Source organism: Ginsengibacter hankyongi, assembly GCF_008710285.1.
GTDB lineage: Bacteria > Bacteroidota > Bacteroidia > Chitinophagales > Chitinophagaceae > Ginsengibacter > Ginsengibacter hankyongi.
Map to the genome: position 1 here is coordinate 123,599 of NZ_VYQF01000003.1, position 25,353 is coordinate 148,951.

22 protein-coding genes, 1 tRNA gene and 1 pseudogene are annotated in these 25,353 nt (G+C 34.7%); 8 read left to right on the top strand and 16 right to left on the bottom strand.

Annotated features, from left to right (window positions below):
• Positions 1-1,197: an NAD(P)-dependent oxidoreductase gene (locus FW778_RS12830; protein WP_150415120.1), complete on the bottom strand. Its 1,197-nt coding sequence runs from the start codon at positions 1,195-1,197 to the stop codon at positions 1-3.
• A gap of 109 nt (positions 1,198-1,306) precedes the next feature.
• On the opposite strand from FW778_RS12830, the gene FW778_RS12835 reads away from it, so the two are divergent.
• Positions 1,307-1,390 (top strand) — tRNA-Leu (locus tag FW778_RS12835).
• A gap of 76 nt (positions 1,391-1,466) precedes the next feature.
• On the opposite strand, the gene FW778_RS12840 is transcribed toward FW778_RS12835, so the two are convergent.
• The 8 genes from FW778_RS12840 to FW778_RS12875 form a co-directional block, all read right to left on the bottom strand.
• The gene (locus FW778_RS12840) at positions 1,467-3,746 is read right to left on the bottom strand and encodes a type ISP restriction/modification enzyme (RefSeq protein ID WP_317132380.1); all 2,280 of its coding nucleotides are present in this window, start codon (positions 3,744-3,746) and stop codon (positions 1,467-1,469) included.
• The gene (locus FW778_RS23135) at positions 3,743-4,537 is read right to left on the bottom strand and encodes a hypothetical protein (protein WP_202552228.1); all 795 of its coding nucleotides are present in this window, start codon (positions 4,535-4,537) and stop codon (positions 3,743-3,745) included. The genes FW778_RS12840 and FW778_RS23135 overlap by 4 nt, the downstream gene beginning before the upstream one ends.
• 277 nt (positions 4,538-4,814) lie before the next feature.
• Positions 4,815-5,084, bottom strand: coding sequence for a hypothetical protein (locus FW778_RS12845; RefSeq protein WP_150415121.1), 270 nt, complete (start codon positions 5,082-5,084; stop codon positions 4,815-4,817).
• On the bottom strand, positions 5,081-5,962 hold the full coding sequence (locus FW778_RS12850) for a rolling circle replication-associated protein (protein WP_150415122.1): 882 nt from the start codon (positions 5,960-5,962) through the stop codon (positions 5,081-5,083). Before FW778_RS12850 ends, FW778_RS12845 begins: the two co-directional genes overlap by 4 nt.
• 273 nt (positions 5,963-6,235) lie before the next feature.
• Positions 6,236-6,547: a helix-turn-helix domain-containing protein gene (locus tag FW778_RS12860; protein WP_150415124.1), complete on the bottom strand. Its 312-nt coding sequence runs from the start codon at positions 6,545-6,547 to the stop codon at positions 6,236-6,238.
• A gap of 81 nt (positions 6,548-6,628) precedes the next feature.
• Positions 6,629-7,093, bottom strand: coding sequence for a hypothetical protein (locus FW778_RS12865; RefSeq protein ID WP_150415125.1), 465 nt, complete (start codon positions 7,091-7,093; stop codon positions 6,629-6,631).
• A gap of 6 nt (positions 7,094-7,099) precedes the next feature.
• Positions 7,100-8,326, bottom strand: coding sequence for a site-specific integrase (locus FW778_RS12870; protein WP_150415126.1), 1,227 nt, complete (start codon positions 8,324-8,326; stop codon positions 7,100-7,102).
• 279 nt (positions 8,327-8,605) lie between these two features.
• Positions 8,606-8,848, bottom strand: a complete 243-nt coding sequence (locus FW778_RS12875; RefSeq protein ID WP_150415127.1) for a hypothetical protein — start codon at positions 8,846-8,848, stop codon at positions 8,606-8,608.
• A 112-nt stretch (positions 8,849-8,960) separates the two neighbouring features.
• On the opposite strand from FW778_RS12875, the gene FW778_RS12880 reads away from it, so the two are divergent.
• The gene (locus tag FW778_RS12880) at positions 8,961-9,947 is read left to right on the top strand and encodes a toll/interleukin-1 receptor domain-containing protein (RefSeq protein ID WP_150415128.1); all 987 of its coding nucleotides are present in this window, start codon (positions 8,961-8,963) and stop codon (positions 9,945-9,947) included.
• A 511-nt stretch (positions 9,948-10,458) separates the two neighbouring features.
• Here the strand turns inward: FW778_RS12880 and FW778_RS12885 are convergent.
• From FW778_RS12885 to FW778_RS12895, 3 genes are all read right to left on the bottom strand, one after another.
• Positions 10,459-11,451, bottom strand: a complete 993-nt coding sequence (locus FW778_RS12885; protein ID WP_150415482.1) for an MlaD family protein — start codon at positions 11,449-11,451, stop codon at positions 10,459-10,461.
• 19 nt (positions 11,452-11,470) lie between these two features.
• Positions 11,471-12,250 (bottom strand): ABC transporter ATP-binding protein, encoded by a 780-nt coding sequence (locus FW778_RS12890; RefSeq protein ID WP_317132379.1) that lies wholly within the window; start codon positions 12,248-12,250, stop codon positions 11,471-11,473.
• Positions 12,251-12,340: 90 nt separating this feature from the next.
• A complete protein-coding gene (locus FW778_RS12895; RefSeq protein ID WP_150415129.1) occupies positions 12,341-13,111 on the bottom strand; it encodes an MlaE family ABC transporter permease in 771 nt (256 codons plus the stop codon).
• Between the two features lie 139 nt (positions 13,112-13,250).
• On the opposite strand from FW778_RS12895, the gene FW778_RS12900 reads away from it, so the two are divergent.
• Genes FW778_RS12900 through FW778_RS12910 form a run of 3 tightly spaced genes read left to right on the top strand, consistent with a single transcriptional unit; the run spans position 13,251 to position 15,241 of the window.
• The gene (locus FW778_RS12900) at positions 13,251-14,078 is read left to right on the top strand and encodes a universal stress protein (protein WP_150415130.1); all 828 of its coding nucleotides are present in this window, start codon (positions 13,251-13,253) and stop codon (positions 14,076-14,078) included.
• Between the two features lie 54 nt (positions 14,079-14,132).
• Entirely contained in the window at positions 14,133-14,972 is an 840-nt protein-coding gene (locus FW778_RS12905) for a universal stress protein (protein WP_150415131.1), read from the top strand.
• Between the two features lie 47 nt (positions 14,973-15,019).
• Positions 15,020-15,241, top strand: coding sequence for a hypothetical protein (locus tag FW778_RS12910; protein WP_150415132.1), 222 nt, complete (start codon positions 15,020-15,022; stop codon positions 15,239-15,241).
• Positions 15,242-15,285: 44 nt separating this feature from the next.
• Here FW778_RS12910 and ftsH read toward each other — a convergent pair whose 3' ends face one another.
• Positions 15,286-17,283 (bottom strand): ATP-dependent zinc metalloprotease FtsH, encoded by a 1,998-nt coding sequence (gene ftsH, locus FW778_RS12915; RefSeq protein ID WP_150415133.1) that lies wholly within the window; start codon positions 17,281-17,283, stop codon positions 15,286-15,288.
• A 165-nt stretch (positions 17,284-17,448) separates the two neighbouring features.
• Here ftsH and FW778_RS12920 point away from each other — a divergent pair, with 165 nt between their 5' ends.
• Complete coding sequence (locus FW778_RS12920; protein ID WP_150415134.1) at positions 17,449-17,862, top strand: hypothetical protein; 414 nt, start codon at positions 17,449-17,451, stop codon at positions 17,860-17,862.
• Positions 17,863-18,160: 298 nt separating this feature from the next.
• Here FW778_RS12920 and FW778_RS12925 read toward each other — a convergent pair whose 3' ends face one another.
• On the bottom strand, positions 18,161-18,442 hold the full coding sequence (locus FW778_RS12925; RefSeq protein ID WP_150415135.1) for a hypothetical protein: 282 nt from the start codon (positions 18,440-18,442) through the stop codon (positions 18,161-18,163).
• Between the two features lie 233 nt (positions 18,443-18,675).
• Between FW778_RS12925 and FW778_RS23495 the strand changes: the two genes are divergently transcribed.
• Both FW778_RS23495 and FW778_RS12930 read left to right on the top strand, forming a co-directional pair.
• Positions 18,676-19,263, top strand: coding sequence for a glycoside hydrolase family 78 protein (locus FW778_RS23495; protein ID WP_235906247.1), 588 nt, complete (start codon positions 18,676-18,678; stop codon positions 19,261-19,263).
• 29 nt (positions 19,264-19,292) lie between these two features.
• Positions 19,293-21,404, top strand: coding sequence for an alpha-L-rhamnosidase (locus FW778_RS12930; RefSeq protein WP_235906248.1), 2,112 nt, complete (start codon positions 19,293-19,295; stop codon positions 21,402-21,404).
• 456 nt (positions 21,405-21,860) lie between these two features.
• On the opposite strand, the pseudogene FW778_RS12935 reads toward FW778_RS12930, so the two are convergent.
• Positions 21,861-24,419: pseudogene (locus tag FW778_RS12935) on the bottom strand (TonB-dependent receptor domain-containing protein).
• A 56-nt stretch (positions 24,420-24,475) separates the two neighbouring features.
• Positions 24,476-25,120 carry a DUF892 family protein gene (locus FW778_RS12940; protein ID WP_150415136.1) on the bottom strand — a complete coding sequence of 215 codons (645 nt, stop codon included), beginning with the start codon at positions 25,118-25,120 and terminating at the stop codon, positions 24,476-24,478.
• Positions 25,121-25,353: the final 233 nt, after the last annotated feature.

Genomic DNA, 25,353 nt, shown 5'->3' on the forward strand with positions numbered 1-25,353 from the left:
TTACAAGCCTGCATATTCCTTAAGATAGCCAAACTCATTAGTTAAATTTCCTTCTTTAACAATGGTGGCATTGGTTATAATTTTTGAACCGCCTTTGATCAAATCATTCAATATAAATTTTATCAATTGCTCACCGAAATACCTCGAGGCATCCCGTGGCAATTCATTGGGCAAATTGCCCACAGCCATTATATCTATGGAGTTTTCCAGGTAAGGAATTGTTTTCTTCCCTGTCAATTTATCAACTCCGTAAATAGGATCTTCCATTGTTGCGTCACCGATATTACAGGGCACCGATCCGTTCCTGTCATCTGAAATATCAGCTATTGTTGTAATTGTAAAATCAGGTTTCTTAATATCAACCATTTCAAAAAGGCGTGGTATCTTTTCTTCCCAATACACGCCATTTAACAAGATGTCCGTCTCGCTGATATATTTTTTGAAAAGGCAATTATAATTTTCAGGGTGTTCGTGAAAACCAATTCGGCTATACTTACACGTTAGTTTATCTTCATAGAGATCTGCTCCTTTTAAATGAACATAAACAGGGTAATCGAATTTTTTTTCAAGGTATTCATCAGGCTCTGCTTCGTGAATTTCCATCAGGTTCATAACTTCCAATATTCCATGGGCTACTCTCCCACTGCCGGTTACTGCAATTTTAAGGAGAGGAAGTTGTAATCCAAAATAAGTATGAATCAGCTGCTGAAATGACTTTTGTTTATAAACCCTTCCCAATTTAAAAGCGCCGGTCCGGTTTCCGTATGCCATCATTCCATTATGCGCACCCACAACTCCGGCAAAAAAGCCAAAGCCAATTATGCGTGTTCCGTCATCATGCTCCAGGCATTCATAATCTATTAAAGTAATTTTTTTACTGATGATGTTCTGCAACAGTTTTTGATTATACGGTTGCATTTTTTTTGTATGGGAAAAAAACAAATAAGTTTTTCCGGGTATCAACATCCCAACCGGTACTTCTTTAATGCCCAGTAAAACATCGCAATCACCAATGTCTTCTTTCACTTCAATTCCTGCTTCAATATATTCTCTGTCTTTAAAACATCTTATTTCACATTGTTGCACTTTTATGGTAACAGATAAATTTTGCTGAATCCATTTGCATTGTGCAGGAGTAAGCGCAACACGGTTATCCGGTGGAATTTTTCCCTCTCTTATTAATCCGATTGTCAGCATTCTTATATTTTTCTATTGTAGCAATTTACATTTTATATCATTAAAGAAATATTGAAACGTATTTTGGAAGGATAAGATGGATTGCGTAATATTGCCTCCCGATTTTAAAGCCCGGATGGCGGAATTGGTAGACGCAGCAGACTCAAAATCTGCCGTTCGCAAGGATGTGCAGGTTCGATTCCTGTTCCGGGCACGGATTTAAAAATAAAAGCCTTGTCAGCATTAGCTTTCAGGGCTTTTTTATTTTATAGGGGATGTGACAGGGGACGTTACGATTCATTTAAAGCCTTCATTTCGTTTATAATTTTCATTGTCTCAACACTCACTGTACAAACTCGTGTTAGTAAATCAATTACATGCTCTTTATAGTCCGAAAATTTGTAAGTATTGAATTTTTCGGCTATCGTAGGGTCAGAATATTTTTTTTCTTTATATTGGTCAAGTACCCACTCCAAAGCTGAACGATTACCCAGTTTATAATTCCATGCCTCTGCCGGAATACCAGAAAGCGTTGTTCGCTCATCCAAAATAATTAAATTATTTTCTTTGTCGGTTTTAAGTTTACATTTCGGATTTTTAATTTCTACCGCGTCAGATATTGTCAAACCAAAGGGTTTAATCGTTTCGTAGTCGAGATGTAATTTTAATAGAGCCTTTCCCCAATCGCTCCACTTTTTAAAATCTTTATAAAACGGTATCCGTGGGAACTCTCTTTTTAAATTTAGTTCATATTTTTTACGATAATCCGGATTGTGCAATACAGCGTATACATAATAAAATATTGTTTCTCTAGTAGTATCTTTTTTCCCGTATCGTTTTATAAATTGGTTAAGTCCCCATTCGGTAATATTATCTAGACGGTTACCGTCTTCATCATATTTATATAGTGGTAAACTTTGAGTTCCGCCGTTACCTTGTTTTAATAAGCATAAATCAATTACGTGATTTGAAGCCAAACATGCTAAAGGGTTATTTGATACGATACTTAAAAAAGCTATGACGACATTTTCCTTATCATTTCCTTTTTTGAAAATGTTTGGCATTTTATATAAAGACCAATTTAACCACTTAGAGTAATAATATTTCTTTTTTACAAAGGGTCTGTGTAAGGATGTAATTATAGATTCCACATCAAAAAACAGTTCTATGTCTTTTTCAAAGTATTGTCTTATATCTTGTGTCCATTTAATTGTTTTATCAAAATTATTATACCAATCGTCATTAAGCGGCCGCTTAGCAATTTTCCTATACGAATTATAATTATCTATATAAAAATTTACTTTAGTTGTAAGGTTTTTTACTTCAAAATCATAAACCCATTCATCCCTATTTGAAACAGTTCCAAATGAAGCTAAATCAAAAATGGATTTATTATCTGATTTTACTTTACCGCTTAATTTAGGCAAAACTATGGGCAATAATTCCCGCCAATCATTATCAGTAAGATTAATCCAGTTATTATTTTTGTCAGGTTGTATATGTTCAAAGCCGATTTTTTGTAATGAATTTTCTGTGAACCATTGTAATTTTTCTTCTTTTTTCCAAAAGTCGTCTAAGGTGTAATATTGTATTTGACAAATATTGTTCTCTCTTTTTAATGTCTTTTTTAGTTTAAATTTTTTTACTAAAAACATAATAGCAACACCAGTTTGTATGCCAAATATATTGTGGGTAGTACCGGCAATTTTTGGATTAGTTCTTACATCGCTTTTGGTATCGATTATATATGCATAATCAAATTCCTCTTGTATGCATTTTCTAAACCCGTCAAATGTGCGGCTATCGATAAATGACCGGTTAGTTACAAATGATATAATTCCGTTATTATCTAACCTATCAAAAGCCCAACGATAAAAGCGGGCGTACATATCATACACTTTTGTTTTGTGTGCATTACTGTATTTTATGAATGTGTCTTTTATCCGTTTATCTATTTCGGGGTATTGACGGTTTTTGTTATTATCGTTTTCATTTGCTTGATTAGCATTATATGGAGGATTGCCAATTATAACTGATATATTTTTTGTGTTCTGTTTATAAATACGTTTTGAGTTTTCCTCTGTAAATGGTTCAAACATTGAGAATTGTTTGCCTTTGTATTTAAAGCCCATATTATCCAACGTATCGACAAAGCACAGGTTTTCAAACTCTGAATATTTTCCCATTTTTTGAGTATAGGTAAATTCAATATTTAAGTTTGAAATATAATAAGGCAAAATTGCCACTTCATTAGCGTTCATTTCATTTTTATATTTGTATTCCAGTTTATCCTTGCGCAGATAATCAATAATATCACAAATGAACGTTCCCGTTCCTGTAGCTGGGTCCAATATTTCAACTCCTTTATCTTCTAAAAATTTACCGAAGTGTTTATTTAAGAGGTAATCAGTGCTTTCAATCATAAATTTTACAATCTCATTAGGAGTATAAACTACCCCTAAACGGTCGGCGGCTTTAGGATTGTAACTTTTATAAAATGTTTCGTATACTACTTTTAGGAATTTTTGTTTCTCATGGTGATCAGCTATTCCTGCAGCTGCCGCATTTATCGCTTGGGAATAATGTTGTAACGTAGAGCGGTTCGTTTAGTAGTGCCCGTAAAGAACGTATTAATAACACCTTCTAATTGATGGGCTATATTATTTTCTCTGTGAAATTGTGTTTCGTCAAAAATGGTATTAAAAATATCTTCGGTAAGAATATGCTGTATAATCATTTCCCGAACATCCGCTTTTGTTACTTCGGGATTAATGCTATCATGACAGAGTTTCAAAAATTTGTCTCTCTCTGTTACAAACGCAGGATTAGATTTTTCCTGTACCTCCAACAGATCACGTATAGTATCGGTAACTTTTGGAATATCCTGTTTAAACAACTCAATAGCCTTTCGAAAGTTTTTTACTTCGGGACGTTCAAAATTTATAAAGTCATGTAAAATCCGGTCTAATGCCTCGGCATCCTTCATTTTTATGCGTTGCACCTCAAAGCCGTTTTGAAATAGGACGGCAGTTTGACTATCTTCAAAGAGTATGTTATCGGATGGATAGTCTTTAGCAAACTTCTTTTTTATTTCTTCGTCTATTATATCCGATTCATCCTTACTCTCCCAATAGCCCCAGTCCTGGCGAAGTGAATCTTTTAAAGTTCCGTCCGGAGTTACGTTTTTTCCTTTTGGAGTTTTGATGGTTACTTCGGGTACAAGCATTAAGCCTTTTTGCTTTGCATATTCATTAAGTAAATGATAGAAAGCATTTCTTATAGCTGTCTCTTTCTTTGTCCCGCCAAAGTGAATTATTTTTTCAACTTCGTTTTGGTATGTATTTATAGCAAATAAACTCATAGCATGAAGATATGAGTTTAAATAAAAAAAGAGGCAAGCGCCCCTTTTTTGCTTTAAAATAAATTAACGCTGTAATGCTAATGCATCAAAATAATTCCATATTTACGGCATCCTTTACACTTTGCAAAGTAATATGTCTTATTAATTTTAATCAATAGTTGTTTAAAATCATTCGATAACCATTCAGATGGAACGTTAACAACTTCCATAGAGGTCTTTTTGCAATTACATGATTTCACTAAACAATCTTTTTTAATTTTCATTCGTAATTTGGTTTTTAGTATGAATTTTCTCTCAGTTCCGTTGCTGTCAATATTGCTTTGGTATAGAAGTCATTTAATAAAGTAGACCTTGCAAACATTGTTGCGGTCATTAATAATTCTTCGTCATTTAATGTCCTAACGAGTCCACAAGTTTCGCCGTAATCCATTCTATAAATAACAACCAAATGCGATGCATCTTTTAATTGAAGAAGTTCTTTGTTGAATAATTCACGAGGCATGTTATCATGAAATTCCATCACATTTTTAAATTTACCTGTCCTCATGATTTCGCCTCCTCTTGTTTTATTTTTTCAAACCAGATTGAATGATTTTTTAAGTGTATATCATTCGTTAGTGGCTTAGTTATTTCATTATAAGGGTAAAGAAGAACATTGCAGTAATCTTCTTTTACTCTCTTTATTAAAATTTTCTTTTGTGCCTCCATTTCCTCTAACTGTTTTATAATGTTATGATCGGAATAAAAAGAGGTATACAACATGGAAATTTTTTTAGAACAGTTCCAAGGCATAAAGCGAAATTTTCCATTATTTTTTGTGATGTATTTAGTCAGGTAATTAGAAACTCCTTTTGCATTACCTGAATTAACTTTCTTTACATCAAACGCCGAGGAAGGTTTGAAGTTTTTATCCCTCGGGATTACCCCATTTTTAGTTTGTACATCAAGCCAATATTTCCAATGCTTTTTGATGTTCCACATTTTATTTGTGATCAAATGAAAATGAATATTGTCTTTAAAAGTCAGATTTTTAGTTTGCCTTTCTGCCACCCATAGATATTGAAAATCCTTATCCTGCTTTTTAATGTTGTCAAGAAAACCACTAAGTATTTTTAATGACATTTCATCATTTACCTGATTAACGAAAGTCAGCGTTAGAAAGGAAAGCTGTGTATGAATACCGAAGAAGGCAAAAAGCTTTCTTCTAATTTTGCTTTTAGTCCGGCTCGATAATGACCGGAGCTGTTTTTCTTTCTTTTCTTTTTTTGGTTTTACTTCTTTTTCAACTATTACTTCTTCTGAAGTCGGGATTTTTTCATCTTTTATTCTGTCAAGTGATGAACCTCTAAACTCATTAATCCATTCAGGATTTATCATTTTTGGGTTAGGAATTACGGAACAACCAAAGGAATTTTTTACTAACATAATTTCGAAATTGTTGCAGTATTATTAAAACCATTATTAAAGGTTATTAATGGTAATACTGAAGGTTAAAAAAAAAATTAAAGAAATGCAGGGACTATGTTCCCTCTGTAAAATCGCTTCACATATTTTGCAGTCCGTCGTTCATAGACATTAAAATATTTCCACGTTGGATGTTTGGTGTCCAAAAACTTTGAAAAACTATTCAACGTGTGAACGTATTTCCATTTTTTAGGAGTAGTATTTTCAAAATATACTATAACCGAGTAATCATTTTTATGCTCCATGATTACCTCCTTTTTTGAACTTTGTGAAGTTTCTTTGTGTGAGTGATTGTTCTACTTCGTGCGGTTTGTATAAAACCCTTGTCCCAATTTGGTAAGAATTTAATAAGCCTTCTTTAGTCCATTCGTTTAAAGTAGGAAGTGAAATTTGTAGAAGCTTAGCTGCTTCCTTTCTTGAAATAAATTTTGATTGATTTTGCCGCTGAGGCTGATTGTTATTTTGCCCAATCTTACTTTCAATTAACTGACCAATCTTATCTAACAGTTCATTGACGTTAATGCCATTTAATAAAATTTCATTCATCTTTATTTACATATCGCTTTTTTTATACGATAGTGCAAATAGATGGCAAAATGGACTGTAGGTAGGGTATTGAGGTATCCCCTATTTATTTTCTTGCTTCTCTAATTTTTCCAATATTATCTCTGTATCATCAATGAGCGTCTTAATTCCAGCTTGTTTGAATGCGGCATTAATTACCTTATAATTACCGGAGGTTTTAATTCTTGAAACCGGATCATAGATCATAGACAAATCCTTTCCAATATTGTCCGGGCTTGCGTTTAGCAGTATTGATAATATTTTGGCTTTCTTTTTATTCGAGATGCCAAACTCACCAAGTTTATCAAGAAAACCGAGGTGATGAAGTAAAAGCATTTGTTGCGCACGGGTCGAAAGTATTTTTTTTGCGGTTGGGTTTACCTTGTGTTCGATATCACTGAGCCTTTCATCTATATCGGCAAAAATTTCATTAAATTGATTCTTGTTGTAATTACCAAAACCAGCAGATTTATATTTTGATTTTACAAGTTTTTTTATGTGCTCTGGTAATTCTTCATGATTTGGCATAACGTTCTAATTGAAAAAAGGATGGGTTAATAATTTATTTGCGTTTTCCTCCTGACTGATGCGAATATATTTCATAAAACTTTTTTCTGTTCTATGACCGGTAATTTTCATTATTGAGATCGTGGGAACGTCCATTAAAAAAGCATTCGTAGCAAATGACCTTCTTGCCGTATGCGTTGTAATAAGTTCCCATTTTTTAAAGAGATCATTTTCAGTTTTACCACCTCTTGTTATGGCAATCTTTATAGTCTCATTAATCTCTGCTAACTCTCCAATCTCTTTTAAATATTGATTCATCTTTTGATTCGTGATAACAGAAGGCAAATGGCCTTTATACTTCTTGATTATATTCTTTACAAATTTGTGAAGCGGAATAATTACAAGTTCAGATGTTTTTTCAGTCCGGATTTTTATTTGTGTACCATCATTAATAATATTTTCCGCTCTTACCTGAATTAAATCTGAAAATCGTAATCCGGTATAGCATGCCACAATAAATAAATCTCTGACCTTATCTAATCGCTGATAAATTCCGGTCAGCTTCATTTCATAAATGTTTAAAAGTTCCTTTTGAGAAAGATAAATTTTATCTACCTGCTCCTCTAACATTTTAAATCTCTTATTTCTATATTCAAGATTTTTAGTAAGGTTTCTTTCAACCGCTTTGTTCATAAATATTTTTACGTTCTTAATAAAACCACCAATAGAATTTTTTGTATAATTTTCTTTTGTAAGAAAGTTTATAAATCCATTATAAAAGTTCATGTCAATAGTATCAAAATCTACTTCCTTTTTTGTATAGCTTTTATATTCCTGAAGCTTTCTAAAAGTCTGTTTCCATTGCTTCAAAGTATTCTCGTTTAAATTAGGCTGCTTAATAAGTTCACTAATAAATTTTAGAAAGGTGGTTTTCTGCGCATAGTCTTCTTTAAATAGAGACATATCAAGAGCATCTTTTAATTTATAAGGTGTAGGGGTTTTATTTGCATTTACAAGCTCTCTATAGGTTTCTTTTACGTTAGTTGTAAGATTATCCAACGTCACATTAAGACTTGCATAAGTGGGAAAGGATTTTGTTTCTTTTGCCCTTTGTTTTTCCTTATTCCAAAATTTAGGATGTATCTTTTCACCCGTAGAATATTTTAATCTTTGATTGTTGAAGCGGAAGAATAAATAAATTAAAGTAGGCTCTTTACATGTGGGTTCTTTAAGTACAAAAGTTGCATCGGGCATGATTAGAATTTTTGTAAATATATATTTAAAATTTAATCAGGGGACGCGTCAGGGGACGTTTTATGTTAATTTCAGTTAATTTATTTTAATTCGTCTTAACGACGTAAAACCCTTTGAATACAGCACTACAAAGGATTGTAAGCAAAATAAAGAAAAAGGTGAGAAGATATTTTTTACTCCTGTTCCGGGCACTGGATAAATTAAAAAGCCTTGTTAGTATCAACTTCCAGGGCTTTTTTAATTTTTAGGGGACGACTCTGGGGAGGTTTAAATTCATTTCTATTTAAAATACCATTCAGGAAAATCTATCTGTATCGGATAATTTTTTTTAATCAATCCTTTTTTTATTTGGCGATAGCTAAACCATTTATTGGAACCTTTACACCTGCAAACTAAACGGCCCGTGTCCACTTCAGGCTTTAATTGAATTATTTTGGGATAAAAAATATACATCTCCCTCCAGCTTACCACGCCGATATGAAGTTTTTCGCTAACCAGTTTTAGTTTTATTGTTTGCAACATTTTTTATTGTAAACTAATACTTTTCGGTGCAAAAGAGTGTGTATATTTATGAATGTTGATAGCAATTTCTATTAAACTTATAACTCTAAATCAAAATTTATAAAACCAAACAATGAAGATTTTTATCTCACATTCCTCAAAAAATAAAAATCTTGGTAACGCTTTAGTTAGTCTACTAACAGGGGTTGGGGTTAAAGACGACGAAATTATTTTTACAAGTAACGATGCTTATGGCATTCCAATAGGACAAAGTATTTTTAATTGGTTAAAAAGCAGGATATCTGAAAAACCTCATGTTTTGTATCTATTATCTCCTGAATACTATCAAAGTGTTGCCTGTTTAAATGAAATGGGAGCAGCTTGGGTTGTGGAAAACAAGCATACCATGATTTTCACTCCCGAATTCAACTTGTCCAGCCCTGAGTTTCTTAATGGGGCTAAAGATCCAAGGGAAATTGGATTTTATATTGACAATCACGATAAGTTGATTGCATTTATAGAATCTCTAAGATCGGATTTTAGCATTTCTTCGAATCATGTCTTAATAAGTCAAAAGATCAGGTTATTTCTTGAGAATATAAGAGACATTAATCCAATAATTGCCTCTTCGCCAGAATTAACGCCGTTAGTAAGCAAGACTGTTTCATTCAAAGAATCAGAACCAGAAGCACAGCAGTTAAAAATACAAGTAAAACCAGTAACAAGCAGTTCACAATCAAATTCCGGGAACTCAAGATTATTGACAGACTTAGAAAATAATAAATTAAAGGATGAAGATGTGCTTTTAATTCATTACATCATAGAAACTGGACGATTCAAATTAGGTACTGGATGGAGATCGAGTCAAGAAGTTGAGAATATCAAAATTTGGGAAGAAGTTCAAGAGTTAAACGGATCATTGTCGACAAATTATGATAACGCTTTGCGGAGATTTGAGATGAAAAATGTTACAGAGGTTTCTGAATTTACAGGAGGTGGTAATCCAAGGGAGGTAAGTATAAAAGAAGATGTGAAGGATGAACTATTAAACATGTCAGACGAACTTTTATCTAAAATTGATGTGGTGTTCCAAAGAAATAAGAAAACAAACGCATGGTAAAACTGCACCCAACATTGGGTGACCGATGCACAACTGCCACTTAAAAAAATAGGTAAAGGCAAAATCCATCAGAATTGTTTCAGCATACAGATAAGAAATAATTTCGATTAGCCTTTTCTGTTACCGTCCATACTAGATAATAGCGCTTACAGGTGTAGGCTTCCCCAAAGTTCGTCCATTCCAGCCCGTGTGGGTGTTCCCTTTCTTTCGCAAGCCCACATCTACAGTCGTGCGAGCCGAAGGTCTGGTCTCCGACCAATGGCCAAACCTTTTAGTATTTGCACTTTTATTTTATACAAAATTTTATTATGATGGAATAATAGTTTTAAAATGTTCACTCGTCTAATGGCAACTAACGGTGGGTTCCATATTTGCCGCATTCTTTACACTTTGCAAAGTATATGTGACTTTATTTTTATCAATACTTGTATAAGATTTATTCCCCGTCGTGTTTTCTATGACAAAAAAAACCTTATAATTTTTATTATATAAGGTTTTTTATTCTTAGTGCTTATTGATCCTTTTTAATTCCTATTTTTTGTTTTTCAAGTCGCCTGAAATAACCGCGAAATAAAAAATTGTGTTTTAAGGCTTCCATGTTCTGGTTAAAACCATCGGTGCCTTGCTGAATATTATCAAGGCTTTTATTTAATTTAATAACCAGTAAACTATCCTTCAATAATGAATGTATAGTTCCTTTGCCGCTATCTACATCACGTTGAATTCCCGAGACTGCATCACTTATCTGACGGGACAGCGAATCAGCTTCATCCCCAACAGATTTTATTTTAACTACAGCTTCATTTAGATTGTAAGCAAAAGAAGTATCGGTGAGAATTGATCCAATCGAGCCTTTTCCCATTTTTACATCATTCACAATGGCGTATAAATCATTTGCCATGTCTTTGGCCCTGGCAGTTGCCTGGCGAATATTGATCGCTGATAACTTCAGGTTTTGCGGCAGCCCCTTTTCATTTAAAACACTCCATAATGCATTGCTGTTATTAATGCGTTGTATAGTATATTTCAATTCTTCAGCAACGCTGCCAATATCATTATTTGTGTTATTAAGTTTTTTCAGCATTTCGTCTGTATCTAACGGTCTCTTAGACGCAAGTATATCGCCGTTCTGCGCTAAAGGAGCCAACTGTTTTACTGCGGAAATATTCACCACTTTATTTCCCACCAAACCGTCAGTGGCAATGGAAACCAAAGCATTTTTATGAATAACGGTTTTCATTTTATTATCAATTATCATTATCACTTCCATTAATGTATCATTGATAATGGTTACTTTTTTTACAGTGCCTACATCAATACCAGCATAACGGACATTATTACCCTGTTTTAATCCCTGTACATTTTCAAACCTTGATTTTAAAATAAAATTAGAGCCAAACATGTTACGGTTTTTACCAATCATATACAATAGCAATATCAGGCAAAATAAACCTGCCAGCACAAAAGCTCCCAGTTTTACATTATTCATCGCTCTTTTTGCCATAATAGCACCTGTTTGAATATTACTCAAAAAATTGTTTCACTTTAGGGTCCTCATTTTTTTTCAGCTCAGCATAGGTTCCATTTGCATAGCATTTACCATCTAACAGTATAACTATTCTATCACTTGCCATGCGAACGCAATTCATGTCGTGAGAAATGATAAGTGATGATGTATTGTATTTCTTTTGAATGTCCACCATCAACTTTATAATTTCTTTTCCTGTAATAGGATCTAACCCCGTTGTCGGTTCATCATATAATATTATGTCGGGCTTTAAAATCAGCGTTCGGGCCAATGCAATTCTCTTGCGCATACCACCTGATAATTCTATGGGCATCATATCAACCGTATGCTCAAGACCCACATCTTCAAGCGCATTCATTACCATTGTATTTACTTCCTCCTGTGTTACTTTTATCCAGTGCCTCCGTAAAGGAAATTCAAGGTTTTCTCTTACCGTCATTGAATCGTACAGCGCATTACTCTGAAATAAAAATCCAACCCTCGCAATTACCTGGTCAAGTTCGGCCTCATTTAGTTCCGGAATATTCTTACCAAACACTTCAATAGTTCCTTTATCCGGCTTCAATAATCCTACTATGCATTTTATCAATACCGATTTACCCGATCCGGATTTACCAAGCACCACTACATTTTCACCTTTATACAAATCCAAATTAAAGTCAACCAAGACGTGGTTATTCTCAAAAGACTTATACACGTTACGAATAATCATTACAGGTTCATCACCTTTTACTACCGCATCTTTTAGTATCGTTTTATTTTCCGTAATCATCATCAATCAGTGATAACTAAATTTGCATATTATTTTTCTTTGGATTAACATGTTAGCGGAAATAAATAAAACTATACATTCCACGAAAGGAACTTAATTAAAGCCCAATACATCGGTTATTTGTACGGCAAGTAAATCCAATATAAAAATCATAATAGAAGAAACGACTACCGCAGAGTTGGCGCTTCTGCCGACGCCCTCTGTTCCCTTATTACTGTTATAGCCTTTGAAACAACCAATAATACCAACGGCAAATCCAAAGAAAAATGTTTTTATAAATGCCGGAAGCACATCATAAAAAGCAAGATTATCGAACACTTGTGTCCAGAACAAATTAAAGCTTGTATTTCCACGAATGTTCACGCCAATGTAAGAACCATATAATGAAATTGCATCACTTAATATAACCAGTATAGGAAGCATAAGTGTTGCAGCCAATACTCTTGATACCACGAGATATTTAAAAGGATTAGTGCCGCTTACCTGCATTGCGTCTATCTGCTCCGTTACCTTCATGGAGCCCAACTCCGCGCCAATACTTGAACCAATTTTTCCGGCAAAAATTAACGCGGTTATTACTGGACCAATCTCTCTCACAACGGAAATTCCTACAATGGCAGGTAACTGCGATTCCACACCGTATTCGATCATCGAGGGCCTCAATTGCATGGTGAGTACAAGACCCATTATAAAACCTGTTAGACCTATCAATGGTAATGAATTGTATCCTATAACGTAACACTGTCTCAAAAACTCCGACCCTTCATAGCGTGGTTTAAACCATTGCCACAAGAAGCGAAATGAGAACTTTGATAAGCTGCCAGCCTGGTCTAAAAAAGAATTTAATGGAGTTGCTTTTGCCATTATTATCTAGTTTGGTTTAAATAACGATTCAACAAATTTTATCTTTTCTGTTATCATTTTTTATGACGGAGATTAGTAATTATTTTGACGATAGTCATAGTTAAGGCGTTGTTTAAGAAATACGTTTGCATAAAAGCGTATGAAAAAAATTTTGATCGCATTTGACGGAACTAATTTTTCCGAAGGTGCATTTGAATTTGCCCGTAAGATGAATAAGGTCAGCCCTATTCTTCTGTCAGGTATTTTTATTCCGCAGGTCGTTTATGATAATTTATGGAGTTATGCAAGTGTTGAAATTGAGAAGCCTTTTTATATTCCCCTCGTGGAAGAGTTTGAAGAAAAGCAAATTAAAAAAAATATAGAAAGGTTTGAAAAGATGTGTGTAGATAACAACGTCCGGTATTCTGTTCATAAAGACTTCTTCGATTTGGCATTACCGGAACTTAAAAAAGAAACCCGCTATGCCGACCTCGTGCTTATTGGAAGTGAAAGCTTTTTTGAAAATATTGCCACCACTTCATCAAATGAATATTTAATGGACGTACTTCATGCTACGGAGTGTCCTGTGGTAGTAATCCCAGAAAAATACGACTATCCAAAAAGCAATATCCTTGCGTATGATGGCAGCGCATCGTCTGTTTATGCTATTAAACAATTTGCTTACTTGTTTCCTGATTTGGCAATCAACAAAACGTTGTTGGTTTATACTAATGAAAAAAGGCGTGAGGAAATTCCTGAAAAGAAAAATATAGAAGAGTTGACTGAAAGACATTTTCCTGATTTAACAATATTAAAGCTGAATATTAATCCAAAGAAATTTTTTGATAAATGGTTAAGTGAAAAAGAGTCTGCAATCCTCGTGAGTGGATCTTTCGGGCGTTCATCATTTTCGCGGATGCTTAAAAAAAGTTTTGTGATTGATGTAATTAAAGATCATAAGCTACCGGTGTTTATTACACACAAGTAAACGTTGCGAACTCTTTGTGTGGTTCTATGTTTCATCATTAATAATAACTATAACATGAAAAAGTTTATTGCTGCATTTGATGGTCTTAAATTTTCAAATAGTACAAAGGACTATGCAATCGATATTGCAAAGCAAAGCAACACGTTTCCGGTTGGAATTTTTTTGGATGATGTTACTTACCATAGTTACAAGATGTATGAACTGATTGCGGACAACGGAGTGTTGGAATCGAGGGTAGAACGATTGGAAGAAAAAGATAAAAAGACAAGAGACATCTCGGCAAAAAAATTTGAGACAGCATGCCAGGAAGCAGGTACCAATTATTCTTTACATCACGACCGCTCCATTTCACTACAGGAATTATTGCATGAAAGCATTTATGCGGACTTGTTAATAATCGATAGCAAAGAAACCCTAACACATTATGAAGAAGAGATTCCTACCAGGTTTATCCGCGACTTACTAACGGAGGTACAATGCCCGGTATTATTGGTTCCACAAAAGTATGAGCCTATCAAAAAGATTGTTTTGCTTTTCGATGGCGAGCCTTCATCTGTACATGCTATTAAAATGTTCAGCTATATTCTTGAGCCACTAAAACATTTGCCTGCCGAAGTGATTACGGTAAAAGGAATGAAAAAAGATCGGCATGTTCCTGATAACAAACTCATGAAAGAATTTATGAAACGTCATTATCCTAAAGCAAATTTTACAGTACTGCAAGGGCTTGCCGAAATAGAAATTCCTGATTATCTCAAGGGCAATCATGGCGATATACTCATTGTGCTGGGCGCCTACAGGAGAGGTTTGGTTTCAAGATGGTTTAGAGAAAGCATGGCAGATGTATTAATAAAAGAATTAAAAACACCATTGTTTATTGCGCATAATAAATAAAATAGTTTGCCAGTCCAGGTTTTGGGCATTAATAAAAAATAAATAACATGAGCTACTACGATAAAGACTCCGGAAATAATTATCAAAAAAGAAGAAATACAAATGCGAATGGTGTTTCAGGAAGCATATATGGCCTGGCTTTTATTGGTGCGTTAATTTATTTTATACAACATGCAACATCTTTCGGCATGGGTGTACTTGGTTTTTTTAAAGCAATTGTCTGGCCTGCAATTTTAATTTATAAGTTACTGGAATTTCTGAAAATGTAAATCCATTTTATATCTGTATTATAAGAAGTGTTATTTTAATAAATTTATAAATTACTACTAATGGCAATGGAAGATGGTATTATCTTTTCTTCCATTTCGGGTAGGCTTGCCTGTTTGTCAGTGCGTTCACCCAAAATCATTTGCAAATCTTCTTTAAAAATTATTTCTTTTTGAAGTAGCAGTTCAGCAACGTTTTGCAAAGATTTTTTATTTTGTTCCAGTATATCTTTTGCTCGCCGGTAAGCATCGTTTATTAACTCGCGTACCTGTTCGTCTATCAGTTTACCAGTTTCTTCACTATACGGTTTTTGAATACCCATATCTCTTTGCCCGGTTGAATCATAAAAACTTACATTACCTATTTTTTTATCAAATCCAAAATAGACAACCATCATGTATGCTTCCTTTGTTACTTTTTCAAGGTCATCTAAAGCTCCTGAAGATATTTCTCCAAATATAATTTCTTCGGCAGCTCTTCCACCCAAAGTAGCACATAAGTGTTCTTTAAAATAAGATTCACTATGCAATTGTTTCTCTTCGGGTAAATACATGGCAGCTCCTAAAGATTTTCCGCGTGGAATAATAGAAACTTTTATCAATGGATCAACGCTTTTTAGCAACCAGCTTACTACTGCGTGCCCTGCTTCATGATAAGCGATTATCTTTTTTTCTGCAGGCGAAATGATTTTCCCTTTTCTTTCAAGACCGGCTATAATCCTGTCAATGGCTTCCAGAAAATCTGAACGCCCTACTTTATCTTTTTTCTTACGGGCAGCAATCAATGCAGACTCGTTACAAATGTTAGCTATATCAGCTCCTGAAAAACCGGGTGTTTGGGCAGCTAAAAATTGTACATCAATTGTAGTGTCATATACAATCGGGCGCAGATGGACTTTAAATATTTCTTCCCTTTCTTTCATGTTAGGAAGTTCCAGATAAATATGCCTGTCAAACCTACCTGGCCTTAGCAAAGCGGGATCAAGCATATCGGCGCGGTTAGTTGCTGCTAAAACAATTACACCATTATTAGTACCGAAGCCATCCATTTCTGTGAGTAATTGATTGAGTGTACTTTCTCTTTCATCGTTAGAACTGCTCATGAATGCACCTTTTCCTCTTGACCTTCCAATAGCATCTATTTCATCGATGAAAATTATACATGGTGCTTTTTCTTTAGCCCGCTTAAATAAATCACGTACCCTGGATGCACCTACTCCCACAAACATTTCAACAAATTCTGAACCCGAAATAGAAAAGAACGGAACCTGTGCCTCACCTGCAACCGCCTTAGCAAGCAGCGTTTTACCTGTACCTGGTAATCCAACTAATATAATTCCTTTAGGAATTTTTGCTCCTAATCTTGTAAATGTTTCCGGGTTTTTAAGAAAGTCAACTATTTCTTTCACTTCCATCTCAGCTTCTTCCATGCCAGCCACATCATTAAAAGTTATATTGCTTTTTTGCTTTTCAATTAACGTTGCCGTAGATTTTCCAAAGTTAAAAATAGATGAGCCGCCCCCTCCCATGCCCATACCGCCGCGGCCCCGGAGCAAAATATTCCATAGCGAAAAAATTAAGATAAAGGGCAATACCCATGCAATGATATTCCAAAACCAACTTGTTTTTTTCTCATAATTCACGGGAATTTGCTCACTGATTGGAAAATTTTTTTCAGCCTCATCGAGTTTCCTTTCAAATGTTTCTACAGAACCAATATTCATGAAATAATGAGGCCCTGGCATAATACTCTTTCCGCCTGAAGGTTTAAGGATTTTGCTAAACATAGAATCATTTACCATTTCCTTCTTGATATAAATATCAGCCCTTTCATTATTAACAATTACTATTTTTTCAACGGCTTTCCGGCTTAGCATATCTTTTTCAAATTGCTGCCAGGTAATTTCTTTACTCGAATAATTATTAAGCAAAGGATAAAGCCACAATAATAAGAGTGCCGGAATATAAATCCACCACAACTTAAATCCTGTTCCGGAAGAAGGCGGTTTTTGTGAGCCAGGATTATTACTGGTGGGTTCATTCATTAAATAAAGTTTGTAACAATTATTTGAAAGATGAATGATATGCATCAATGAAATGGATGATTCTGTTCATAACAGAAGCCATCTAACAAGTAGAATCATCACTTAAAATGAGGGAAGTCATTTTCCAGGCAAGATCATTATAATATTTTTATTAAAAGATGAAATATGAAAAAGCAAGCAGGCATTTGGATAGACACAAAACAAGCCGTTATTATTTTTCTTAAAAAAAACAGTGCAGATATTAAAATTGTGAACTCTTCCATAGAAGGGAGAGCAAGAGATGCCGGAGGAAAAAGATTGTTTTCAAGATTTGGAATTCAATTTTCAGGTGTTCAGAAGAAAAAAGCCACCAGGAAAACTCATGATCTGCAGGATTATTTCAAAAAGGTGGTAAATGAAATTAAGGATACAGATGAAGTAGTATTTTTTGGGCCAGCGAAAATAAAAACAGAGCTTGAAAAATATATGCTTAACGAATCAATACAGCTCCCCATAATTAAACGCGTTGAAACGGCCGATAGTAAGATGACACAAAATCAGATGGTGGCATGGGTAAAACAATTTTACCAACAGAAATAAATTTCTTTATTTTCACCGCAGCGCCATACTATAATTAATAAATAGAAATCATTTTGCTTTTTGGGAATATAGACTCCTGTAATTAACTTTGCTCCGCAACCACAAAAATATACATCGCTTATTTTAAAATCACATTAATGGAAAAGACAAACGAAGAAAAAGATGCTTTCAAAGGAATTCTGCTGGTAACTTTACTAGAAGGGCTTGCAATACTCTTCTTTTTATACATCAACAGGTAATTTAATCTTCAATCCTGTTAGTGTGATGAATCAAAAAGTTGATTCATTAACTCTTATGCTTAATTAATTTTATTGGCCACCCCGTATAACGGCCCATGGTGAGAGGAAGCAGCTTTAACCCTGTCGATGCCGCTTTGCGTAATAGATATTGCAATTTTATCAAGTTGCTTTACAACAACAAATTCTTTCTCAGCCAAAAGCTGCAGGTGTTGTTGAATAACATCCCAGCCATTAAACTGGCGCAAGATAATTTCCCTGGCACTACATAAATAAGTTTGGGGATTCGCATCATTTTTTACAATGTCGAAAATAGTTTGAAGTGTTAGGTATTCCTCTTCCATGTTCTAAATTTACGTGGAACTATCATGCAAAAATCATGCTTGCCTTCAAAAATTATCAACATTAAAATTTAAATTGTTAACAATTTAAACCGGCAAGTATAAAATGATTTGAAACTTTCGATGAAAGCTTTATAAATCAGTTTAGCTTTATTAAACAAATCGTATTTCCACAGATTGCTGAAACCAACTCATATTTCATAAATTTTGAAGAATCTCTTTTTAAAAAACATACAATGATTAAAACAAAACTGTTACTTATTATTACTGTTTTCGCGTGTATGGGAGCATCAATAAGGCTTTCGGCGCAAAATCTTCTCGTAGAAAACAAGGTAAATCCTATAGGCATTGATGTAAAAAGCCCGAGATTCAGTTGTCAGCTTATTTCCGATAAACGGAACGTGGTACAAACATCATACGAAATTCGTGTAAGTGATAACCTGCAGGATCTTTTAAAAAATAAAAAACTTGTTTGGAACTCAGGCAAAGTTTTATCTGATTCGTCAGTTTATGTATTGTATAAAGGGAAAGAATTACAATCAAACACAAAATATTACTGGCAGGTTCGCACATGGAATAATAAAAGTAAATCCGCTTTGTGGAGCCAGCCCGCATCCTGGCAAATGGCTTTACTTAATACAACCGACTGGAAAGCAAAGTGGATAGGTCCTGGTTTTATTGAAGATTCCATTATGCGCCCCTCTCCTGTTTTCAGAAAGGAATTTTCAATTAATAAAAAAATTGTTTCAGCAACAGCTTATATAACCTCACATGGTTTATATGAAGCAACAATAAATGGCCAACGAATTGGCGAGCTTATTTAACTCCGGGATGGACGAGCTATAAAAACCGATTGCAATACCAGGTGTATAATGTAACCAATCTTATAAAGAATGGAACCAATACGGTTGGCGCCATATTAGGAAACGGATGGTACAGGGGAATTATAGGTTTTAGTAACAATATAAATGTGTATGGAAAGGATATTGCTTTATTGCTACAGATAAATATAACCTATAGCGATGGTTCAACAGGCAATGTTATATCTGATGGTAGCTGGAAATCATCAACTGGCGAAATCCGTTATGATGAAATTTATAACGGCGAAACAGATGATGCACGCCATGAAAAAGCCGGATGGACAATACCCGGTTATGATGATAGAAACTGGAGCGACGTTACTGTCGCCGATTATTCTAAAGATGTATTATTGGCAACACAAAACGAGCCTGTAAAAAAACATGAAACATTTAAACCTGTTCGCATTTTTAAAACACCTGCAGGAGAATCTGTCATTGATTTTGGTCAAAACCTGGTGGGCTGGGTACAGGTAAAAGTAAAAGGCAATGAAGGGGATACCATAACTATTTCGCATGCAGAAGTGTTAGATAAAGAAGGAAATTTTTATACTGCCAATCTTCGCCACGCAAAAGCCCAGGACACGTATATTTTAAAAGGGAAAGAAGAAGAAACTTTTGAACCTCATTTTACATGGCATGGCTTCCGTTTTATAAAAGTGCAAGGTTATGCCGGGCAATTAAAGCCCGAAAATTTTACTGCCGTTGCACTTTATTCGGATATGCAACCGACTGGTAACTTTAGTACTTCCAATGCACTTATTAATCAATTGCAACATAATATTCAATGGGGGCAAAAAGGAAATTTTTTAGATGTTCCAACGGACTGCCCACAGCGGGACGAAAGACTTGGCTGGACAGGAGATGCCCAGGTTTTTTCACGCACGGCAACATTTAATATGAATGTAAATAATTTCTTTGCCAAATGGCTAAAAGATGTAGCTGCTGACCAACTAAATGGAGCCGTGCCATTTGTGGTGCCTAACGTATTAGGTCCTAATGCTGTTGCTTCTGCCGGTTGGGCTGATGTGGCAACCATTATTCCATGGAATATGTATTTAGCGTATGGCGATAGAAAAATTCTTGAAGATCAATATAGCAGTATGAAAGGCTGGGTTGAATACATACATGCGAAAAGCAAAAATAATTTATGGAATACAGGATTCCATTTTGGTGACTGGCTGTTTTACAGGCCGGGAGATGATAATGATGGAAGAGCCGCAGTTACTGACAAATATTTAATTGCACAATGCTTTTATGCTCATTCAACCCAGCTATTGATTAATGCAGCTAAAGTGCTGGGTAAGGAAGATGATGTTGCAACCTATTCTTCATTGTTGCAAAAAATAAAAGATGCATTTATAAAAGAATATATGACACCAAGCGGGCGGCTTGTTTCAGGCACGCAAACTGCTTATGTACTCGCCCTGAATTTTGATATGTTACCTGAATCATTAAGAACCCAGGCGGCAGCACGCCTGGCAGATAATGTAAAAAGTTATGATAATCATTTAACCACTGGTTTCCTTGGTACGCCGTATTTATGCCATGTGCTTACCCGTTTTGGATATGATAGCATCGCTTATAAATTATTATTGCAACAAACCTATCCATCCTGGTTATATCCTGTAAAAATGGGCGCAACAACTATTTGGGAAAGATGGGATGGCATTAAACCTGACAGCACTTTCGAAACTCCGGGAATGAATTCTTTCAACCATTATTCTTATGGAGCAATTGGCGATTGGATGTATCGTTCAATGGCTGGTATAGACACTTATGAAGATGGACCAGGTTATAAACACATAAAAATAAAACCACATATAGGTGGCAATTTTACAAATGTATCTGCAAGTCTTGAAACTTATTATGGAATAGTTGCTAATAGCTGGAATATTGAAAACAATTCTTTAATAATGGATGTTGAAATACCTGTAAACACTACGGCTACGGTATTCATTCCGGCCAAAAATATAAATTCAGTTACAGAAAATGGGGTTGCTCTTAACTCGGCAAAAGACTTAAAAGTTGCAGAACCAGCCGATGGTTATATTGTTGTAAATATTGGTTCAGGGAAATATCATTTTGTGGTGAAGGAACATGAATAATGCGACGTTAAAGATAAATGATAGACTAAATGATATTAAATTAAAAAAGCCTGCAAGTTACTGCAGGCCTTTAAGGAATAATTTTAATTCCAGGGGAAATTGTTTTAAAAGGATTCTTTGGATACGACCTTAAGGTCAGTTTTCTTTTGGATATTTGGTTGTTACAGGTATTGGATAAAAATTAGAAGTTGACTGATATCGGATTTTTTTGGTTTTCAAGGATTGGTAAACGGCTCTTTTCAATGGATTTGGATATTTTGATTAATGTTTGTTGAACATCAATCAACTTCTGGTACAAAGATATACCTACCTGAAGCATCGCACAAGAGTGCTACTGCTTAATTATGCTACTTATGAAATTACTGTGCTGTTAGTAAAACTACTACCGTAAACAGAGTAAGCGTACGATAAATAGCTTAGAATATTTCAGTGAATATTTAAGATTATTAAATTTAATTAATCTGCAGCAGGCGGGCTTAAGTTAATACCGCCTTCATTATTCGATTTCTTAAATTCTAAATTTCCAAACTTCCAGGTAAAATTTATTCCTATGGAGCGGTAAGGAATTCTTTGAAGTTCATTCACATTGAAACCCGGGCCAAATATGGATGTTGACCTGTTGATGTATTTGTTGAAAGGATTTATTGTAGTTAAAGCAATGCTTCCCTGTTTGTTCCAGATTTGTTTTCGTAGCGCAAGACTGTACAGGATATACGATGGAATGCGACCCTGTACATCATGATTGGCCGAATTAAAATTTCCAAAAAACTCGCCCGCAAAACTTTTTGAAAACTAGTAAGCTGCATTGAGATTTAAACGATAATTAAAACTGTTAGAGTTATAGCCTGCATTAATTACGTTGATCGTGCGCCGGTAAAAACCAAACACATTTGTTCTTACATTAAGTTTATTAGCTATGTTTATATCACCAAAAAAACTTAGCCCGATATTTTTTTCAATTCCAATATTTTCTGGTGTACTCACGGCAACGTTTGTATAAGTCGAATCCCCTATCATTAATTCAGGATAATAAACAATATAGTTTTGTACATCATTTTTATTAGCCCGGTAAAAAGCAGTAATCATAAATGACCCTTTTTTCGCAAAGTCTTTATCATAGCTCAATTCATAATTGTTTCCAATTTCCGGGATGAGAAATAAGTTTCCATTGCTCATGTTTTTAGGATCACTTGTATTTATAAAAGGATTCAGATCCCTGTAGTCAGGCCTTTCAATTCTTTTTGAATAATTAAATTTAATGGTTTCATTATCATTTAATTTTTTTAAAATAAAAATTGAAGGAACAAAAGTGTTATAATCATTAGAGCTATTAGAAGTCACCATGGGGTTCATTTGACGAACTGGCTTAGAATAGGTTGAATTGACATTTGTATGTTCATACCTGCCGCCAATTTTTGCATCAAACAATTTGCCCACGGGAAAACTTAGTTCTGCATATAATGCATATACTTTTTGATGATAATTAAAATTGTTTGACAAAGAGCTGTCATAGAAATATTTATTTTCATTGGGATGAAAACCCAATATATCGGAAACGGTTTTTATATCATCAAAGCTTATTTTTCCGCCTGTCCCCAAATTAATATTTTTTGAAACTGGCTCTGTGTAATCGACCTTGATTTCCGTCTCATTTTCACTACCAGGATTATTACCATTGCTTGCATGCACAATCGAAGTTTGCGGCAAAACAAACTGCATGTTACTGGCATTGGTATGGTCGTTTCCAAAACTAGTATTTATAGCAAACTCAAGGTCGCGATCTGGATTATTAAAAGTTCTTTTATAATTGACACCGGCATCAATGTCATGAAACCGGAACGAGCTACTTGTTTTATTGAGAGCCGCAATATTTTCTATAATATTTCCTGTTACATCATCGGTGGTAAGTTGCGATTGGTTTATTATGCCGCTGTTATTACGTCCCAAACCATTGTAAATAAAAGAACCCGAAAAATTATTTTTCGTCTTATAGCTCCAGTCGAGTCCGATGCCGGTTTCGATACCGTGGCGGTTAAAACGCGAGTTCCCATCCTGTTGCAAAATATCTGTTGAATGGTTAGTGGAGTTTTTTGAAATACGGGTGTACGTTACCGGAGTGGTTGCATTTAACCTTACTCCACCACTTACAAAAGCATTTAATCCAAAATTATTTTTTCTTGTGTTAAAATTGAAGGATCCGTTTTGTTGCCTGGTGCTTCCGGTTAATGAAAGATTGCCATTAACACCCTGGGCGTTATTTTTTTTGAGAATAATGTTGATGATTCCGCCTAACCCTTCTGCATCATATTTTGCTCCTGGATTTGTAACCACTTCAATACTTTTTACCTGGCTTGCAGGAATAGTTTGTAAAACATTGGCTATATTAATTCCGAATGCTGCCGAAGGTTTGCCATCTATCAGAAACCGAATGCTTGAGTTACCTGCGAGTTCTACGTTACTATCTGCATCAACAGAAACCTGGGGAACTTTCTTTAAAATATCTGTAGCAACACCGCCTTGTGAAGTAAGATCGTTCTCAGGATTAAATACGATCTTATCAATTTTATTTTCAATAATATTTCCATCCCTGGCAACTGTAACTGTTTTTAATAATGTACTACTTTTTTGCAGGTAAATTGTTTTTAAATTGAAAGATAAATGTCTCTTATCTATTATGACGTTATTAATTGTATAAGGTACATACCCGATAAATTCAATTACTACTTTGTAATTGCCGGCATGAACATCTTTTACTGAAAAAAAGCCGGTTGCATTTGTGGTGCTTCCATTTACAGGAGTTTTGCTTCCGGGCGCATATAATGAAATAGTTGCATAATCAAGCGGCTGCGCTGAAGTTGAATCAACAACCTTACCCGTAATATAATTATGTGAATTGTATTCCTTTTTCGTTTGGGCACGCAATATAAAAACAATAGAAGAAAACAGTAACACGCAAATCCTTTCTTCAAACTTTAAAAAATTAAGTGTGCGAATATACTTACTTTTTTTTTGCATTAAGGTTATCTGTTATCGACTTATATAATAGAAAACCAGTGGATTATGCAGTTGATCTATTCTTCGTCATCGACGTTATCGGAGGAACTCATTATAGAAACGGAATTTGTTAACCTGTCGTAAACTTCATCGTTTGAATCTTCCTGGTCTTCTGCATTAACCGCATTCTCAGCCACAGGATTAACCTGGCCCACTGCTAATTTGGTGAGCGAGTCGTCTGCTTCGTATTCTTCGCCAAGTGTTTTATCAAGCTCGATTCTCACTAAATCCATATTTAATTCTGAGGCATATGCACGAGCTGTTCCATAGGCAGCAATTTCGTAATGCTCTATCTTTTGTGCAGCGCCAATTATGGCTGCGTCCATGGCTTCCTGGGTCATCTCTTCAGCCATTAGTTTTTTTGCTTCTTTTAATAAACCTTCAACTCCAATGGATGTAACAGTATGACTGCCGCCAAACAGGCTTGAAAAAAAGCCATTGCTTTCTTCCTCACTTTTTGCCATTATTGATTCTTTTATTTTATCCAACCTGTCCTTATGTGTTTTGGTCACTTCAAGGTGATTGCTAAGCGCTTCTTTCAACTTCGGATTATTCGCTTGCGCAATCATAACAGGTAAGCCTTCGATAATTTGTTCTTCTGCAGAATACAGATCGAGTATTTCGTGTTTCAGCAGGTCTTTAAGATCAATTATTTTTTTCATTTTATATTGTTTTATAGGTTAAGATTCACAAAATTGTGCCCAAAAGATTAGTCTAATTAATATACAATTTAAAAAAAATTAATTCCACTTAATATCTATTTCATTCGCAAAAGTCAAATTCTTCCCGGTAAAACGATTATTAGGTTAACATAATTGCCTTTAATGAACTCATGCGCCTCTCAAATATAATTAAATTACAAACGATTTAAGACACGTTAACCATGCAATAAACT

What these genes read in the sequence shown, in the direction of transcription:
- FW778_RS12870 (WP_150415126.1), bottom strand. Translation starts at nt 8,326, where the DNA reads ATGCCCGATGCAACTTTTGTACTTAAAGAACCCACATGTAAAGAGCCT.
- FW778_RS12940 (WP_150415136.1), bottom strand. Translation starts at nt 25,120, where the DNA reads ATGAAAAAAATAATTGATCTTAAAGACCTGCTGAAACACGAAATACTC.
- FW778_RS12860 (WP_150415124.1), bottom strand. Translation starts at nt 6,547, where the DNA reads ATGAATGAAATTTTATTAAATGGCATTAACGTCAATGAACTGTTAGAT.
- FW778_RS12875 (WP_150415127.1), bottom strand. Translation starts at nt 8,848, where the DNA reads ATGTTGCAAACAATAAAACTAAAACTGGTTAGCGAAAAACTTCATATC.
- FW778_RS23135 (WP_202552228.1), bottom strand. Translation starts at nt 4,537, where the DNA reads ATGAGTTTATTTGCTATAAATACATACCAAAACGAAGTTGAAAAAATA.
- FW778_RS12845 (WP_150415121.1), bottom strand. Translation starts at nt 5,084, where the DNA reads ATGAGGACAGGTAAATTTAAAAATGTGATGGAATTTCATGATAACATG.
- FW778_RS12905 (WP_150415131.1), top strand. Translation starts at nt 14,133, where the DNA reads ATGAAAAAGTTTATTGCTGCATTTGATGGTCTTAAATTTTCAAATAGT.
- FW778_RS12890 (WP_317132379.1), bottom strand. Translation starts at nt 12,250, where the DNA reads ATGATGATTACGGAAAATAAAACGATACTAAAAGATGCGGTAGTAAAA.
- FW778_RS12895 (WP_150415129.1), bottom strand. Translation starts at nt 13,111, where the DNA reads ATGGCAAAAGCAACTCCATTAAATTCTTTTTTAGACCAGGCTGGCAGC.
- FW778_RS12880 (WP_150415128.1), top strand. Translation starts at nt 8,961, where the DNA reads ATGAAGATTTTTATCTCACATTCCTCAAAAAATAAAAATCTTGGTAAC.
- FW778_RS12865 (WP_150415125.1), bottom strand. Translation starts at nt 7,093, where the DNA reads ATGCCAAATCATGAAGAATTACCAGAGCACATAAAAAAACTTGTAAAA.
- FW778_RS12885 (WP_150415482.1), bottom strand. Translation starts at nt 11,451, where the DNA reads ATGGCAAAAAGAGCGATGAATAATGTAAAACTGGGAGCTTTTGTGCTG.
- FW778_RS12925 (WP_150415135.1), bottom strand. Translation starts at nt 18,442, where the DNA reads ATGGAAGAGGAATACCTAACACTTCAAACTATTTTCGACATTGTAAAA.
- FW778_RS23495 (WP_235906247.1), top strand. Translation starts at nt 18,676, where the DNA reads ATGATTAAAACAAAACTGTTACTTATTATTACTGTTTTCGCGTGTATG.
- FW778_RS12850 (WP_150415122.1), bottom strand. Translation starts at nt 5,962, where the DNA reads ATGTTAGTAAAAAATTCCTTTGGTTGTTCCGTAATTCCTAACCCAAAA.
- ftsH (WP_150415133.1), bottom strand. Translation starts at nt 17,283, where the DNA reads ATGAATGAACCCACCAGTAATAATCCTGGCTCACAAAAACCGCCTTCT.
- FW778_RS12900 (WP_150415130.1), top strand. Translation starts at nt 13,251, where the DNA reads ATGAAAAAAATTTTGATCGCATTTGACGGAACTAATTTTTCCGAAGGT.
- FW778_RS12920 (WP_150415134.1), top strand. Translation starts at nt 17,449, where the DNA reads ATGAAAAAGCAAGCAGGCATTTGGATAGACACAAAACAAGCCGTTATT.
- FW778_RS12830 (WP_150415120.1), bottom strand. Translation starts at nt 1,197, where the DNA reads ATGCTGACAATCGGATTAATAAGAGAGGGAAAAATTCCACCGGATAAC.
- FW778_RS12910 (WP_150415132.1), top strand. Translation starts at nt 15,020, where the DNA reads ATGAGCTACTACGATAAAGACTCCGGAAATAATTATCAAAAAAGAAGA.